Here is a 15,090-nt window from a genome sequence, read left to right on the forward strand (position 1 = left end):
TTCAAACCCAAAAAACGATCCAGCCGGTACGGCGATCCCGCTCGACCCCCCGACCCAAACTTCCACGGCCCACCCGTCTCCGGCCGCCCCGTCCCCGGCACGCCGACCGATCAGAACACCGGCGGCGGCCCGGGCTGCGGCTGGTACTCATGCGGATACCGCGGCGGGTAGGGCTGAGCGGGTCCCTGCTGCTCCGCGGGTCCGTGCTGCTCCGCGGGTCCGTGCTGCTCCGCGGGTCCGTGCTGCTGGGCGGTCCCCTGCTGCGCCCCATCGTGATTCGGAACCGGGGGACGCGGCGGATATTGCGGCGCTACAGCGTGCTGCGGCGCCACCTGGTGCTGCCACGCGACCGAAGGCTGCCCGCCCTCGCCCTGCTGCGGGCCGCCACCCTGGTGTGGCGCCGGGTACTGCGGTGGGTATGACGGCGCCGCCTGCTGCTGCGCGACCGGGTACTCCGGCGGATACGGCGGCGTCAGCTGCTGCGGATATCCATGCTGCTGAAAGCCCTGCTGGTGCAGCGCGACCGGTTGCTGCGGAAACCCTTGCTGCTGCGGCCCCGGATACTGCCGGTGCCCTTGCTGCTGCGGCCCCGGATACTGCGGGTGCCCTTGCTGCTGCGGCCCCGGATACTGCGGGTGCCCTTGCTGCTGCGGCCCGGGATACTGCGGGTGCCCTTGCTGCTGCGCCGCGCTCTGCGGCGGATACGGGGACGTCAGCTGCTGCTGCTGCGCGTATCCCTGCTGCGACACCCCGCCCTGCTGTGCGAATCCCTGCTGCTGCGGTGCGACTGAATACTGCGGGTATCCCTGCTGCCCAGCACTCTGCTGTGGACCCGGGTACTGCGCCCCCTGCTGCTCCGGATGCCCCTGCTGCTGCGGAAACCCATGGTGAGACCCGCCCTGCTGCGCGTGACCGTGCTGCAGAAACCCCTGATGCGGCTGCCCCTGCTGCCCGTGACCGTGCTGCGGAAACCCCTGATGCGGCTGCCCCCGCTGCGCATAAGCCTGCTGGGCGAACCCCTGCTGCGCGAACCCCTGCTGCGCGAGTCCCTGCTGGGCGAACCCCTGCTGCGCGAGTCCCTGCTGCGCGAGTCCCTGCTGCGCGAGTCCCTGCTGCGCGAGTCCCTGCTGCGCGAGTCCCTGCTGCGCGAGTCCCTGCTGCGCGAGGCCCTGCTGCCCGTACCCATGCTGCGGGTGTTGCCCCTGCTGCCCCGGCGGGAAGCCGCCCTCCCCCGCAGTCCCGGAGCCGCCCTTGCCACCCACGGCCCGCCGGATGATCACGATCACGCCGCCGATCAGCAGCAACGCCCCAGCACCCATGAAGATCATCTGGGTGCGGCCCTCGTAGGCCTTCTGCTCGTCGTACGTCCTGGTGGTGGAGTTCCCCTTGCGAATCGTGGTGCAGGTGTCACCCCGCGACATCACGTCACCACTACACGTCGGCTCGCCACCGAAAACCGTGAGCGACACCCCGATCAGCAGCACCCCTATGAGGACCGCTCCGAAGCGGTTACCGACGACCTTCCACAGCACATTTCCCAGCATCCCCGGCCCCGTTCCGTGACGTTGGCCCGTCACCATAACGCGCCATCGATCGATCACCTCACCGCCCCCCCGCCCCCCGCCCCACCGCACCCCCTCACCGCCGATCTAGGCCGGATTCAGGCGATCGGAGATCGAACCACCGGAATCCGCCCTAGATCGGCGCGGCAGCGGGGCGCGGCAGCGGGGCGGGGCAGAGGGGCGGGGTAGAGGGGCGGGGTCAGGCCGCGGCGGCGGCGGCGAGGTCGTCGCGGAGGGCGAGGCGGTGTTTGCGGCGGATCTCGGCGAGGTGGAAGGCGTGGCGTTCGTCGTCCGTGGTGAGGGTCAGCGGGGGTACGGGGCGCGGCTTGCCCTGCTCGTCGACGGCCACCATGACCAGGTGCGCGGTCGCCACCACGGTCGGCGGCACCGCACGGTCCCAGCGGTCGGCCGTGCAGCGCACCGCCACCTCCATCGAGCTGCGCCCGGCCCAGGTGATCCGCGCCTGCACGTGGACCACGTCGCCGACGCGCACGGCCCGCAGGAACGCGGTCTCGTCGATGGCGGCGGTGACCGCGGGGCCGTCGGAGTGGCGGGCCGCGACCACACCGGCGACCGAGTCGATCAGGTTGAGGATGCGCCCGCCGTGGACCGTACCCATCAGGTTGGTGTGGTGTTGGTCCATGATCTGCGAGAGCGTGAGCTCGGACGCGGACGGCGGTCGGCCGTCGAGGCCCGGGTGAGTCATCGGATCGTCCGTTCTGTCGTGCCAGGTGCCCTTTGATCATGACACCTGGCCCGGGGACGTCCGCGCGGCGGCGGGAATTCGGAACGGGGAGCCGGGGCCACCGGCCCCGGCCCCGACGTGTCAGGCGGGTACGCGGGGCCAGCCGTGGCCCGGGCGGGGGACGGCGTCGGCCCCGGGGGCGTGTACGGGGAGGCGGAAGTAGACGCCGATGTCGGCGGGGCCGGCGTCGCGGGTGCGGTAGCTGACCAGTTCGTGGAGGCCGACGGTGGTGTGCAGGGGGGCGGGCGCGACCGCGGCGGCGATGCGGCGGTAGACGTCGGTGGGGGCGCCCTCACGGTGCATCAGCGCGACGATGCGCTCGGACGCGGTGGCGTCGGTGTCGACCGTGCCGGGCAGGCGGAAGTAGATGTTGGCCTCGTCGGCGCCGTCCCGGCCGGCGCGGAACGCGAGGCCGGTCATCGGTTCGTTGGCGATCGGGCCGGTGTAGAGGTCGGCGGCGGCGTGCGCGGCGCGGTCCGGGTCGTAGCTGCGGGCGAAGGCGCCGAGGCGGTGGATGCCGTCGAGGCCGGTGCCGCGGTGCCGGAAGTAGATCTTCGCGCGGGCCTGGGCGCCGGTGGCCAGGTCGAGCGCGACGTAGTCGAGATGGGTGCCGGTCGCGGCCAGGCCGTCGCGGTCATGGGCGACCGGGGCCCAGGCGGGGGCCAGGCCGAGGCGCTCCATCGCGCGCCCGACGGTGTCCCATTCCCGGCCGGCGCCGTTGACGTACGGGTTGAGGTAGACCTTGAAGTGCGGTGGCGTGTCCGGCCCGCAGGCGAGCGACAACCAGACCCCGGAGCGGTACGCGGGCGGGTCGTCCACTGTGAACAGGTCTTCGACCGCCTCGTACCCGCCGATGGAGACGCCGGTGCGGGTGGCGAGCGCGCGCACCATGGCGCGCCCGGCGTTCTGGGCGGCCCGCGCGTCCGCGCCGGCGCCCACCGGCTCGAAGAGGATGCGCACCTCGGTGACGCCCTTGCGCCAGCTGACCGACAACTCGGCGGGGAAGCCGTCGGCGGACACGAACGATGGATAGTGCGGCCGCGTCTCTATTGGACGGTGGGCCCACGGGTGCAGCATGTCCGCCAGATGCGCGCGGACGTCCTCACGCTCGCCGCCCTCCCACGCGGCGGTGCGGATGCGGTTCCAGAGATCGGCGAGCAGACCGGCGTGGGTGGTGTCGGGTGGATAGCTGAACAGCTGCTGATGCCGTACCGGGGTCGCACGGCTGGACTTTTCCGGCATAACGGTGCATTCTGCCGCAGACGTGCGCGATCGGTCACCCTCCGCGTGAGTCTTGGCACAATCAGTACCTGATCGTGCGCTCAGACAGTTACGCAAGTCCACCTAGGACGATACTCTCCGAACACGACCGCTCGGAACCGCTTCGGCGAGGGAGAGGAAATGACTGATTACTCAGTCTGCGTGATCGGCGCGGGACTGTCCGGCATCGCGGTCTGCCGGGCACTGGACCGGGCGGGCGTGCCGTTCGTCTGCGTGGAGCGCGAGGACGAGGTCGGCGGCATGTGGGGCCAGGCGGGCACCGGCCGGCGTGGGCCGGGCTACGCGAGCCTGCACCTGAACACGTCCAAGCGGCTGACCGGCTACTCGGACACGCCGATGCCGGCGGACCACCCGACGCATCCGAGCCACGCGCAGTTCACCGAATACCTGCGCGGGTACGCGAAGGAACACGGCCTGCTCGACCACGTGGAGACCGGCACCACCGTGGACTCGGTGCGCCGGGATGCGGGCGGGCGCTGGACCGTGGTCACCCGAGACTCCGGCGGCACCCCGGCGACCCGCACGTTCAGCCACGTCGTGGTCGCCTCCGGCCTGCACCAGGACCCACGCGTACCGTCGGGTCACGAGGGCTTCACCGGCGAGGTGCTGCACACGATCGACTACCACGACAGCGCCCGGTTCGCGGGCCGGCGCGTGCTGGTGGTCGGCTTCGGCTCGTCCGCGGTCGACGTGGCCGGCGACCTGACCAGGGTCGCGGCGACCACGCTGCTGTCCGTCCGGCGCGGCATGCACGTGACCCCGAAGCGGCTCTACGGCGTGCCGATCGACGAGATAGCCGACGAGCCCTGGTACGCCGAACTCGGCCTGGACGGCGCCCGCGCGTTCATCCAGCGCACGCTGTGGACGATCCACGGCAACCTGACCGACTACGGCCTGCCCGAGCCGGACCACGAGCTGTTCTCGGCCGGACTGACCATATCGGACACGATACTGAGCCAGATCAGCCATGGCCTGATCACGCCGAAACCCGCGATCGCCGGCTTCGACGGCCCGCGCGTCACCTTCACGGACGGCACCAGCCATGACGTGGACGCGGTGATCTACTGCACCGGGTACGCACCGCGCTTCCCGTTCCTGCCCGGCCACGGCCCCCGCGACGCGACCGGCCGCATGCGGCTCTACCAGCGGATCGTGGCGGTCGACTCGCCGGGCCTGATGTTCGCCGGCATCGTGCGCCCGGTCGGCGCGATCACCCGGATCGTCGAGCTGCAGTCCCGCTGGATCGCCGGCGTGGTGACCGGCGAGGTGCGGCTGCCGTCCGCGAGCACGATGCGCCGCGAGATCGCCGCCTACCTCGCCGGTATCGCCGGTCAGTACGGTGCCGACCCGTACAGCACCGTCCACGTCGACTTCGCCGCCTACGCGGCGTCGCTGCGACCGGACCGAGTCAGCTGAACAGCGCGTCCACGAAGCCGTTGCGGAACACGCCGTGCGGGTCCAGTGCGGACAGTTCGGACACCGCGCGGTCCCAGGACGGCCCGAACGAGGCCGGGATCGTCTGGGTGAGCAGCGGCTGGTTGGTCCACGGGGCCGCGGGCGTGTACGCCCAGCCCTTGGACCACTCCACCCGGGTGAGCGCGCGCCCACCGCTGAACGCGGCGTAGCAGAAGGCCTCCAGGTCGGCGTAGAACGCGTTCGCGTCCCTGGTGCCGGGCAGCGTGAGCACGTCGAGCCAGACCGCGGCGTCGAAGCCCGGGTGCGGCGTCACTGCGGACAGCAGCGGCGGCTCCGCGCCCGGCACCTCCGCGTCGGCGGCGACGTCGAGGCCGGTCACCCGGATCTCCACGGCGCCGTTGACCGGGAACCGGCCCTCCGCGGCGTACGCCTTCAGCAGCCGCTCGTACTCGGTGGCGAACTCGTGCAGCACCCACTGCACGTCCGCGCGCCGGGTCAGCACCGCGTACCCGTTCGGGTGGACGCGCAGCGTGGTCGGCTTGATGTAGAGCAGCAGGTTCTTCGACGGCCCCCACAGGTCCGCCGAGACCGAGGCGGTCAGCCCGGCGACGGTCGCGTCGTACTGGAGCTGACCGAGCACCGGGGCCAGGTAGTACTGGCCGCTCAGGATGTCGCCGGCCACCTCCGCCACCGGCCGCGGGATGTTGTCGGAGAACGGGTAGTTGTACGGCGCCACGACGGGCCGGCTGGTCAGCGGCCGGGTCGGCGCGACGCTCCACACCTTCAGCCACGGGTGGGTGGTGAACGCGAACCAGATCACCTCGATGCGCCCGGCCTGGTCCAGGAACGACTCGACCGTGTCCCCGTCCGTGCCGGGCGCGGCGAACAGCTCGGACGCGGCCAGGTCGACCCGGCTCAGGCAGCGCAGGTTCGCGTTCACGCCGACCCGCATGGTCACCTCCACCAGGCAGAGCACGCCCAGGTCGGTGAGCAGCGCGGCCGCGTCCGGGTCCGACCGCGGTACCGTGCGCAGCGCGTACGACGAGCCGTCCCAGACGACCGCGGTGACCGAGGTGACCAGGTTGCTGAGCGAACCGTACGTGGTGCCGGGCGCGCGCGTCTCCCCGGTCGCCGGGACCGCGGTGCCGTGCCCGCCGATCGCGAGCACGCCGCCGACGGACAGGTCACCCGGGGCCGGGCAGTGCGCCAGGCCGCGCCCCTTCTCCTCCAGGTAGGTCAGCAGCGACTCCATCGACGCGCCGGCCTGCACGCGCACCTCGTCCGCCGCGGTCATCGACATGGCGGTGAGGTGCGCGGTCATGTCCAGCAACACCACGTCCGCGTCGTCGCCGGGCGCCAGCGTCAGCGGCGACCAGCCGTGCCGGAACCCGTGCGGGCGCAGCCGCCAGCCCCGCGCGTGCGCCCAGTTCGCCAGCGTGACCACGTCCGCGGGCGTGCGCGGCGAGGCGGTCCACACGTCGTCCGCGACGGTCTCGCCGGACCAGTTCAGGTAGGTGCGGCGCTCGTGCGGAATGTCCGCCGGGAACCCGGGCGGCTCCGGGCCCGGGTCCGCCAGCCGGCCGATCGGTGTCCACATCAGACCGGCCGCGGCCGATCCGGTCAATAGTGTGCGTCGAGTCATCCCCATGACGCAGGACGATAGATCGGTGCCATCGACGCCGCTCGCTGCGTGGCCGTTTCGTCGTGATGGTCCGCCGTGCCCGCCGGATCAGGCCCCGGCCGGGTTTGTGCCGGTGTCCACCCGTACCGTCAGCGCGACCGTGAACCCGCCGCCCACGTCGCCGGTCACGGTGGCGAGCTGGCTCGCGCCGCCGTCGTCGCCGAACACCGTGTCCGACTCCAGCGACAGCCGGGCCAGGTGGGTCACCGACGCCTCGTACCCCGGTTGCCGGAAGACCGTGTCGCAGACGTCCCTCGGCAGCGCGACCTGCGACGTGGCGATCACGTTCGCCGAGTCGGCGATCGACGCCTGGTCCGGGTAGACCTCGAAGTGGACGTGCGGCCAGCGGCCGGGGTAGCAGGCCGGGACGATGCTGGTGAAGCGCACCGTGCCGGACGCGTCCGCGAGCTGCACGCCGCGCAGGTAGTTCTCGCCGGTCAGCCCGTCGCTGTACATGGAGTAGCCGCCGGCCCGGTCGCAGTGCCACACGTAGACCGCGGTGCCGGCGAACGGCGCGCCGCCGTTGGCCAGGTCCAGGACGGTGAGTTCCAGCGTCATCGGCACGCCCTCCGCGGTGGCGCCGCCGGGGCCGATGCTGGTCCGGATGTCGGAGCGGACCACGCCGCTCCGCTCCAGCACGTCCGGCCCGTTGGAGCCGTCCCCCGGGTACGGCCCGGCCGTCTCGTCCGCGATCTCCCCCGTACCGGTGCCGGTGCCCGTGCCCCCGGTCGTGGCCGTCGCGCTCGGCGTGTCCGAGCCGCCGCCGCAGGCCGCGAGCCCGAGCGTGACCGCGCCGAGCCCGAGCGCGCGCAGCATCCGCCGCCGCCCGAGCAGCGTGTCCAGGTCGAAGCCGAGCCCCTGGTCGATGACCTCCTCGTCCTGCCTGGGCAGGGCCCGGCCCTGGTACGTGCGCCTCATCGCGTCCTCCGCTCGCCGCCGATCGGGTGCCGCCCCCAGCCTGACGGCCGCGTCCGTGCGGGGCCTGAGCGTTCCCTGTGATCATCCTGTGCGACCGCCGTACCCCGCCGTCAGGCGCGCCTCCACCAGCTCGGCCGCGCGGTCCGCCGCGCCGCCCTCCGCGGCGAGCCGGGTGGCCAGCCGGGCCGCCGCCGCCCGCGGCTCCGGGGCCAGCAGCCGGGCGACGCCGTCGTGCAGCCGGCGCGCGTCCAGGTCGGCGAAGCGCATCCAGTCGCCCGCGCCGAGCGCGCGCAGCCGCGTCCCCCAGAACGGCTGGTCGCCGAAGACCGCGCAGACCAGCGCGGGCAGCCCGGCGCGCAGCGCGGCCGCGGTGGTGCCCGCGCCGCCGTGATGCACCGCGGCGCGGCAGCGGGGCAGGACCGCGTCGTGGTCGAGCGCGCCGGTGACGAACAGGTCCCGGCTCGGCCGCACGTCCCAGCCGGCGCCGACCAGCACCCGCGCCGGCAGCCCGCGGACCATGGCCAGCATCCGGTCCGGATCGGCCGCCGGCATGCTGCCGAACCCCAGGTAGACCGGCGGGTCCCCGTCGTCGAGCCACCGGTCCAGGTCCGGGCTCACGCCGCGCTCACCGAGCCGCTCCCGCGTCCCCGCGTCCAGCCCCAGGAACCCCACCATCGGACGGTACGCCTCCCAGCCCGCGATTCGGGGCACCAGCGCGGCGCTGTACGCCTGGATCTCCACCGTCCCGGCCCGGGCCAGGCGCGGCGCGGTCGGCGTGCGCACCGGCCGCAGCCCGAGCCGGGCGCGCAGCGCGTTGACGCTGGACGCGATCGCCCGCCAGTGCACGCGTGCGGCCACCTCGTGGGCGAGCGCGGTGACCGGCGCGGGCAGCCGCCGGACGGTCAGGAAGTAGGGCGGCACGACCCGGTTCGGCCGCGACGGCGCGTAGTGCAGGCAGACCAGCGGCACGCCCGCGTGCTCGGCCAGCACCGCCGCGTCGTCCTCGACCAGCCGGCTGGCCACGATCACGTCCGCGCCGCGCGCCGCCCCGATCAGCGCGTCCTGCACGTCACCGATCACCTCCGCGCGCCGCCGGGCCAGCGCGGTCAGGTAGCGCCGCGAGTCCCCCGCCGCCAGCCAACGCTGCCCCTCCGCGGACTGGAGGAACTCACGCGCGTCCACACCGGCGGAGACCGCGTCCAGCCCCGCCCGCCGGGCGAACCCCACCAGATCCGACGGTACGGCCAGCACGACGTCGTGCCCGCGCCGGCGCAGCGCGACCCCCAGCGCCACCATCGGCTGAACATCACCACGACTGCCGACACAGAGCAGGGCGATTCGCATGATCCTTTGTCCCCCGATCCTCCGGCCACCGCAAGCACCACCGGTCCCGGCGCCGTCTGTTCATAACCCGCCCCGGGGGCACCTCACCACGAAGGAGCCATGACCGGGCCGGCCGGCTTTCTGACGGCGGCCGGATCGTGACCGGAAAATCGGGCGGCTCGCGGGGCGGGCGGCGCTACGGTGGTCGGCGTGGTGACGCGGTGCCCGGAGTGTGGTGGCGGGGAGACGCGGGACGCGTGGGACGGGGTGGTGGACGGGCGGCTCACCTGGACGGTCACCGGGCGCTGCCCGGATTGTCCCGGCTCCGTGTGGGAGGCGTGCGGCTGGGACGACACGCCGCCGGAGATCCGCGATGAGCTGCTGGAACGGCGCGGGGTGTACCGGCTGGCGGTCGCGCCGCGGCCGGGGTGGTCACGGATGGGACTGCTGCGCGCGTTGCGCCGGGAGGGTGCCACCGTGGGCGAGATCCAGGCGCTCGCCGACCGGGTGCTGGCCGGCGAGGCCACCGGGACGGAGGGCGAGATGCAACGGCTGGCTCACCGCATCCGCACCGCCGGCCTCGACGGCACGACCGAACGGGTTCGCTAGCGGGAAGACCGTCCCCAGTCCGGGCCGAATCTCGCGAACGACTTCATGATCGAGTCGACCTCGTGTTTCGGCAGCCGGTTCCGGTCCCTGGCCAGCAGCCGCCGGATGAGGGCGATCACGGCGTTGGCCGACGCCCGCTCGTCGCTCCCGTGGTACAGCCACGGTGCGTTCGCCAGCACGGCGGCCTTGTGATAGGCGCGGGCCAGCGCCGCCGGGGACTCCTCCAACATGGACGTCAGCAGCAGATTCACCAGGCTGTGGGCGATCGATTCGGTGCTGCCGTCGTCATGCGTGACGAAGCGGGACACCAGATGAGGTGCGCGGGCGAGCAGCGGCTCGATCGCGTGGCGCAGCGCGTCGTCGCTCATCGCGCCGGTCAGATTCATCGAGGTCAGCGCGGGTGCCAGCGCGAAGTGGTCGGCGAACACGCCGGACGGGCGCCGGTGTGTCCAGAGCGGATCGACCGGCTCGGCCGGCTCGCCCCGCCCGGGCGCGATCACGATGTCGCGGCGGCCGTCGGCCGCCCACGTCCGGGTGACGGACATCGTCTCGATGGTCTCCAGCCAGATGCCGCTGGGCACCGCCGCCTGCCATTGCATCGCCATGTCCCGGAGCCAGGACGCCGGGTCCTTCGCGTGCACGAACAGCTCCGACGCGCGCACCGGCTCCCCGCAGGCGAGCGCCAGCAGGAGCAGGTTGAACGAGTACGTCGACATCCAGTAGTCGGCGCGCTTGTCGACCGGCGAGTACCGCAGCTCCGCGTACCGTGGCCGGGTCACGGCCGCACTCAGCCGCGACACCAGCCAGGGTCGCAGCGACGGGTCGAGCAGCGACCGGGCGAACGGCAGCACCGACGAACGCCGGGTCAGCACCGTGTAGCCGAGCAGCGACTGGAGCAGCTCGTCGTCGTCCGCGGGGCCCAGCCGCAGCGTGCGAGCCCGGGCCCGCGCCGCCGCGTCCCGCACCGCCTCCACCACGAGGCGCGCGACCAGGTATTCGCCGAACGTGGCGTGCAGGAACTCGTACGTCCGAAGGGTCTGCCCGTCCTGGATCGCCTGCGCGCGCTGGATGAAGAAGAACCGGCCGACCACCTCCTGCCCGGCCGTCACGCCCGCACCGAACGCGCCCGGCGCCGGCTCGGCCAGCGGGCGCAGCCCGAGCCCGGCCAGGTCCGCGTCCAGCTCCGCGGTGGTCACCCACAGCCGCAGCCGGTGGAACATGGCGAACGCGACCACGGAGAGGCGCAGCAGCTCCGCCTCGACCAGATCCGGCGGTACGTCCTGGGTCGCGACCCGGTGCAGCCGCCCGACCTCGCGCGCGGCGAACTCGCGCAGCAGCCGCTCGTACAGCCGACCGGAGTCGACGGCGGCGTCGTCACGGCGGAGCGCGTCGTGGCCGGTCGCGTCGTAGAGCGCCAGCATGAGCAGCAGCAGCGGCTGCGCGGCCAGGTCCGGGAAGCGGCCCACCACCTCCGGGGTCAGCGGTGCCGGCAGCCGCCCGCGGTTGGCCGCGTTCCACACGTCCAGCCAGCGGTCCACCCGCGCGTCGTCGAACGGTTCGAGCCGGACCGCGAGGCTGCCGGCCGGCACCCGCACCCGGTCGGCGACCGCCATGCGGCTGGTCACCACGACCGCGACCGGGCGGCCGAGCACCGCCTCACGCTGCTGGAACGCGGCCACCCGGGCCAGGTAGTCGCTGCGCTGCACGCCGGTCACCTGGAGCAGTTCGTCGAGGCCGTCGAGCAGCACGACCGGCATCGCGCCGTCCGCGTCGCCGGCCAGCGCGGGCCAGGACACGGTCTCGCCGATCGTGGCGCGTACCGCGGCCTCGATCTGGTCCTGGACCTCCGCGTCGGCCTGGACCTCGCGCAGCGCCACGCGTACCACCAGGAAATCCGCGGCCGGAAGGCGCGCCGCGAGGACGCGGGTGAGCGACGACTTGCCCGCGCCCGGCTGCCCGAGCAGGAACAGCGGCGCGTCCGCGGCCTCCGGCGAGGTCAGGTGCGTGGCCAGGAACGTGCCCAGGTCGTCGCGCGGCACCTCGTCCCACCACGACTCGTCCGCCGGCCGGGCGCCCGTCCCGGCCGCCCGCACCCGGAACCGCGGGTCGACGTATGCGTCGCGGAGCGCGGGCATGACCAGGTCACCGACGTCCCCGCCGAGGATCGGACGATCCAGCACCGCACGGTACGCCGCCGCGAGCTGGGCCCGCTGCCGGCGCGGATCCCGGTGCGAGGTGGCCCGCAGCAGCGCGGCCTCCAGCGACTCCAGCCCGCGCGCCGCCGCCCGGAACTCCAGCCCGCGCAGCCACAGGTCCACCTCGGGCAGCTCCGCCGCGAGCCGGCGCAGGCTCTCCTCGTACCGCCGGACGGTCCCGGTCGGCAGTTCGCTCGCGAGCAGGGTGGTGACGGCGCGCCGGGCGCGGTCGTCGGCCGCGTCCCAGACCGCGAGCCCGGTCAGGTGCGCGGCCAGCCGGTCGGCGAACGCCGCCGCCCAGGACTCGAGGTCACGCAGCAGCCGCTCGTGCCCGCGGTCCGCGCTCGGCGCCGGGATCTCCGCGGCCAGCAGCCGGGGCAGCCACCCGCCGTCCGCGGGCGTGCCGAGCGCGAGCGTGACCTGGTCGTCCCGGCCGAACTCGGCGCTCGCCACGCCGCCCTCGGTCAGGCAGTCGTCCAGCGCCGCGAACGCCGCGGACACCACGAGCACGCTGTGCGCGGCCCGCAGCCGCTGGTTGCGGTCGTACCGGCCGAGCCCGCCGACCGTCTCCGTGATCCGCCCGGCGACCAGGTGACCGAGCCGCACCGCCTCGTTCTTCGCGTCGAACAGGCTCAGCGCCACGTCGCTGCCACCGGCCGTGGCCGCGCTGAGCACGCCGCCGAGCACCGTGTCCGCGACCGACACCAGCGGCCCCGACCCGCCCAGAATCCGGACGGCGTCCGCGTAGATCACACCCCGTGGCATCCCACCACTATGGCCTAGCCGCGCCGCCGCGAGTACCAGGCCGTGGTCCCGGCCGCGCGGAATCCCATCGACTCGTAGAGCGGCAGCCCGTCGTCGGTCGCGATCAGCGTGAACGGCCGGTCCGGCTGTGCCGCGATCGCCGTGCTCAGCACCGCCCGCCCCAGCCCGTGCCCGCGCTGCTCCGGCACCGTGGCCAGCCAGAACAGACCCACCGCCGTACCGTCGTCATAGGTGTATCCGGCCGCCGCCGGCGCGCCGTCCCGGTAGGCCAGCCACACCCGCCACCCCGGCAGCTCCAGCACCCGCGCCGGTAGCGCCCGCCCGCGCGTCAGCGGCTGGTACACCGCCATCGGAAACCCGTCCACGATCACCCGCTCGGCCGCCGCGAGTTCCTCCTCGTCGGCCACCTCGACGACCTTCGCCCCGTCCGGCGGTACGGCGTCCCCCGCCTCCCGCACCATCACCGGCACCCGCCACAGCCGCGTGTCGTCCGGCAGCGCCGGGCTCTCCTCCCCCGCGAAGAGATCCTCGATCACCAGCGCCCGCCCCTCGACCCTGCTCTCCAGCAACGCCGCGATCCGCTCCACCCCGGTCGCCCGCGTCATCAGAATCCGCGACACGGCCGGCGTCTCCACCCGCTGATGATCACTCTCGACCCGCACCTCCTCCCCCACGGCCCGCCACATCGCCCCCGCGTTCCCCAGATACAGCCCCACCCCAAAGTCGATCACCAACCGACTCTAACCGTCCGAATCCGATCCAGCCGCCGGCGATCCGGCGGGATCGCGATGGCCGGGGCGACGGTCAGGTGGGGAGGTTGAGGGCGCGTAGGGCGGCGTTGACGGCCTCGGTGCGGAGGGTGGTGGTGAGGGTGGGGTCGTCGTTGAAGAGGATGACGCTGTCCTGGATGCCGCCGAGGGCGACGACGGCGCGGATGCGGCCGGCGGGGGTCGGGTCGGTGAGGGCGGCGTCGAGGCGGGTGCGGAACGCGATGATGCGGTCGACGATCTGGAGTTCGTTGAGGACGGCGACGTCGCGGAGCAGGCCGAGCAGCACGGCGCGGTGCCGGTAGCAGGTGTCGAAGAAGGCCTCGAGGGTGGCGCGCGGGTCGGCGGGCAGGTCGGTGGAGAGGGCCTCGATGTCGTCGAGCAGCGGGTCGACCAGGCTGCGGAGCAGGTCGGTCTTGGACCGGAAGTGGTAGTACAGCGCGGCCTTGGTGATGCCGAGGTGGGCGGCGATCTCGGCGAGGCTGGTCTGTTCGTAGCCGCGGGTGGCGAAGAGTTCCGCGGCGATCCGCATGGCCTCCGCACGGGTGTCGGTGTTCGGACGGGGCATGCGGTGATCATAGACCGGCGCTTGACTACCTGCCGGCCGGTAAGTAAGCATCGAGAGGTATGAGACGTGTGCTGATTTCGGGGGCGAGCATCGCGGGTCCGGCTCTGGCCTACTGGCTGGACCGGTACGGGTTCGAGGTCACGGTGGTGGAGCGGGCGCCGGCCGTGCGGCGGGGTGGTTATCCGATCGACGTGCGCGGGTCGGCGATGCGCGTGTGCGAGCGGATGGGGCTGCTGCCGGCGCTGCGGGAGGCGACGATCGACACGCGGCGGATGACCGTGCTGAAGCCGGACGGGCGGGTGGCGAGCAGCCTCGACGTGTCGCGGCTGCTGGGCGGCGGGCAGACCGAGCGGGACGTGGAGTTGCCGCGCGGCGAGCTGAGCGACCTGCTGTACGGCCTGACCAAGGACCGGGTGGAGTACGTCTTCGGCGACTCGGTCCGCACGATCACGCAGCACGACGGCGCGGTCGAGGTCGCGTTCGAGCACGGCCCACCGCGTACCGTCGAGGTGGTGGTGGGGTGCGACGGGCTGCACTCGCGGACGCGGGCGCTGGCGTTCGGCCCGGAGCGGGACTACCACCACTATCTCGGCTTCTGCTTCGCCGGGTTCACGATGCCGAACACGCGCGGCCTGGAGCGCGAGGCCGTGATCCAGAACGCGCCGGGGCTCGGCGCCACCATGTACGCGGTGCGCGACCAGCCGGGCCTGTACGTGCTGATGGTGTTCACCGACCCGCAACCGCCGCGCGGCTGGACCGAGGCCGACGTGCGCGGCCGTGTGCACGAGCGGTTCGCGGGCCTGGGTGGCGAGGCACCGGCGCTGCGGGCCGCGATGGACGCGGCGGACGACCTCTACTTCGACACGGTGAGCCAGATCCGCATGCCGTCCTGGTCGGCGGGCCGGGTCGCGCTGGCCGGCGACGCCGGTTACGCGCCGTCGTTCCTCAGCGGACAGGGCACCAGCCTGGCGCTGTGCGGGGCCTACGTGCTGGCCGGCGAACTCCGGCGTGCCCCGGGCGACCCGGCGCGGGCGTTCGCGGCCTACGAGAGCGCGATGCGCGACTACGTGCGCCGCAACCAGGACATGGCGACCGGCGCCTCGTTCCTGGTCCCGCGCACCCGGCACGGGCTGTGGCTGCGGAATCAGGGCCTGCGGCTGGCCCCGTTCCTGTCCCGGCTCAGCTCGCGCATCGACCGCAACGCGACCGCGCTGCGGATCGAGGACTACGCGGCATGAGGAGGGCCGGCCGGCGCCTCGT

At 73.5% G+C, this 15,090-nt stretch carries 12 protein-coding genes; 3 read left to right on the plus strand and 9 right to left on the minus strand.

The window, feature by feature from the left end:
- Nucleotides 1-110: 110 nt before the first annotated feature.
- The 3 genes from J2S41_RS14635 to J2S41_RS14645 all read right to left on the minus strand — a co-directional run bounded on the left by J2S41_RS14635 (nt 111) and on the right by J2S41_RS14645 (nt 3,549).
- A complete protein-coding gene (locus J2S41_RS14635; protein WP_310368061.1) occupies nt 111-1,532 on the minus strand; it encodes a hypothetical protein in 1,422 nt (473 codons plus the stop codon).
- A gap of 229 nt (nt 1,533-1,761) precedes the next feature.
- On the minus strand, nt 1,762-2,268 hold the full coding sequence (locus J2S41_RS14640; RefSeq protein ID WP_310368064.1) for an acyl-CoA thioesterase: 507 nt from the start codon (nt 2,266-2,268) through the stop codon (nt 1,762-1,764).
- A gap of 120 nt (nt 2,269-2,388) precedes the next feature.
- Nucleotides 2,389-3,549, minus strand: a complete 1,161-nt coding sequence (locus J2S41_RS14645; protein ID WP_310368067.1) for a tryptophan dimethylallyltransferase family protein — start codon at nt 3,547-3,549, stop codon at nt 2,389-2,391.
- A 159-nt stretch (nt 3,550-3,708) separates the two neighbouring features.
- Between J2S41_RS14645 and J2S41_RS14650 the strand changes: the two genes are divergently transcribed.
- A complete protein-coding gene (locus J2S41_RS14650) occupies nt 3,709-5,004 on the plus strand; it encodes a flavin-containing monooxygenase (protein ID WP_310368070.1) in 1,296 nt (431 codons plus the stop codon).
- Here the strand turns inward: J2S41_RS14650 and J2S41_RS14655 are convergent.
- From J2S41_RS14655 to J2S41_RS14665, 3 genes are all read right to left on the minus strand, one after another.
- The gene (locus J2S41_RS14655) at nt 4,997-6,652 is read right to left on the minus strand and encodes a cholesterol oxidase substrate-binding domain-containing protein (protein ID WP_310368074.1); all 1,656 of its coding nucleotides are present in this window, start codon (nt 6,650-6,652) and stop codon (nt 4,997-4,999) included. The genes J2S41_RS14650 and J2S41_RS14655 overlap by 8 nt on opposite strands.
- Before the next feature lie 81 nt (nt 6,653-6,733).
- Entirely contained in the window at nt 6,734-7,603 is an 870-nt protein-coding gene (locus J2S41_RS14660; protein WP_310368077.1) for a dioxygenase family protein, read from the minus strand.
- Nucleotides 7,604-7,684: 81 nt separating this feature from the next.
- A complete protein-coding gene (locus J2S41_RS14665; protein ID WP_310368080.1) occupies nt 7,685-8,947 on the minus strand; it encodes a glycosyltransferase in 1,263 nt (420 codons plus the stop codon).
- Nucleotides 8,948-9,136: 189 nt separating this feature from the next.
- Between J2S41_RS14665 and J2S41_RS14670 the strand changes: the two genes are divergently transcribed.
- Complete coding sequence (locus J2S41_RS14670) at nt 9,137-9,535, plus strand: hypothetical protein (protein WP_310368083.1); 399 nt, start codon at nt 9,137-9,139, stop codon at nt 9,533-9,535.
- Here J2S41_RS14670 and J2S41_RS14675 read toward each other — a convergent pair.
- The 3 genes from J2S41_RS14675 to J2S41_RS14685 all read right to left on the minus strand — a co-directional run bounded on the left by J2S41_RS14675 (nt 9,532) and on the right by J2S41_RS14685 (nt 13,830).
- Nucleotides 9,532-12,495, minus strand: coding sequence for an NACHT domain-containing protein (locus J2S41_RS14675; RefSeq protein ID WP_310368085.1), 2,964 nt, complete (start codon nt 12,493-12,495; stop codon nt 9,532-9,534). The genes J2S41_RS14670 and J2S41_RS14675 overlap by 4 nt on opposite strands.
- A 14-nt stretch (nt 12,496-12,509) precedes the next feature.
- Nucleotides 12,510-13,226 (minus strand): GNAT family N-acetyltransferase, encoded by a 717-nt coding sequence (locus J2S41_RS14680; protein WP_310368088.1) that lies wholly within the window; start codon nt 13,224-13,226, stop codon nt 12,510-12,512.
- 73 nt (nt 13,227-13,299) lie between these two features.
- Nucleotides 13,300-13,830 carry a TetR/AcrR family transcriptional regulator gene (locus tag J2S41_RS14685; RefSeq protein WP_310368091.1) on the minus strand — a complete coding sequence of 177 codons (531 nt, stop codon included), beginning with the start codon at nt 13,828-13,830 and terminating at the stop codon, nt 13,300-13,302.
- Nucleotides 13,831-13,889: 59 nt separating this feature from the next.
- Between J2S41_RS14685 and J2S41_RS14690 the strand changes: the two genes are divergently transcribed.
- Nucleotides 13,890-15,068, plus strand: coding sequence for an FAD-dependent monooxygenase (locus J2S41_RS14690; protein ID WP_310368094.1), 1,179 nt, complete (start codon nt 13,890-13,892; stop codon nt 15,066-15,068).
- The last annotated feature ends 22 nt before the right edge of the window (nt 15,069-15,090 follow it).

The sequence above is a fragment of the Catenuloplanes atrovinosus genome (genome assembly GCF_031458235.1).
Taxonomy (GTDB): domain Bacteria; phylum Actinomycetota; class Actinomycetes; order Mycobacteriales; family Micromonosporaceae; genus Catenuloplanes; species Catenuloplanes atrovinosus.

Bases quoted from the DNA above. Each gene is read 5' to 3' on its own strand.
- J2S41_RS14655 (WP_310368074.1), bottom strand. From the start codon at position 6,652: ATGGGGATGACTCGACGCACACTATTGACCGGATCGGCCGCGGCCGGT.
- J2S41_RS14660 (WP_310368077.1), bottom strand. From the start codon at position 7,603: ATGAGGCGCACGTACCAGGGCCGGGCCCTGCCCAGGCAGGACGAGGAG.
- J2S41_RS14650 (WP_310368070.1), top strand. From the start codon at position 3,709: ATGACTGATTACTCAGTCTGCGTGATCGGCGCGGGACTGTCCGGCATC.
- J2S41_RS14685 (WP_310368091.1), bottom strand. From the start codon at position 13,830: ATGCCCCGTCCGAACACCGACACCCGTGCGGAGGCCATGCGGATCGCC.
- J2S41_RS14640 (WP_310368064.1), bottom strand. From the start codon at position 2,268: ATGACTCACCCGGGCCTCGACGGCCGACCGCCGTCCGCGTCCGAGCTC.
- J2S41_RS14645 (WP_310368067.1), bottom strand. From the start codon at position 3,549: ATGCCGGAAAAGTCCAGCCGTGCGACCCCGGTACGGCATCAGCAGCTG.
- J2S41_RS14675 (WP_310368085.1), bottom strand. From the start codon at position 12,495: ATGCCACGGGGTGTGATCTACGCGGACGCCGTCCGGATTCTGGGCGGG.
- J2S41_RS14690 (WP_310368094.1), top strand. From the start codon at position 13,890: ATGAGACGTGTGCTGATTTCGGGGGCGAGCATCGCGGGTCCGGCTCTG.
- J2S41_RS14665 (WP_310368080.1), bottom strand. From the start codon at position 8,947: ATGCGAATCGCCCTGCTCTGTGTCGGCAGTCGTGGTGATGTTCAGCCG.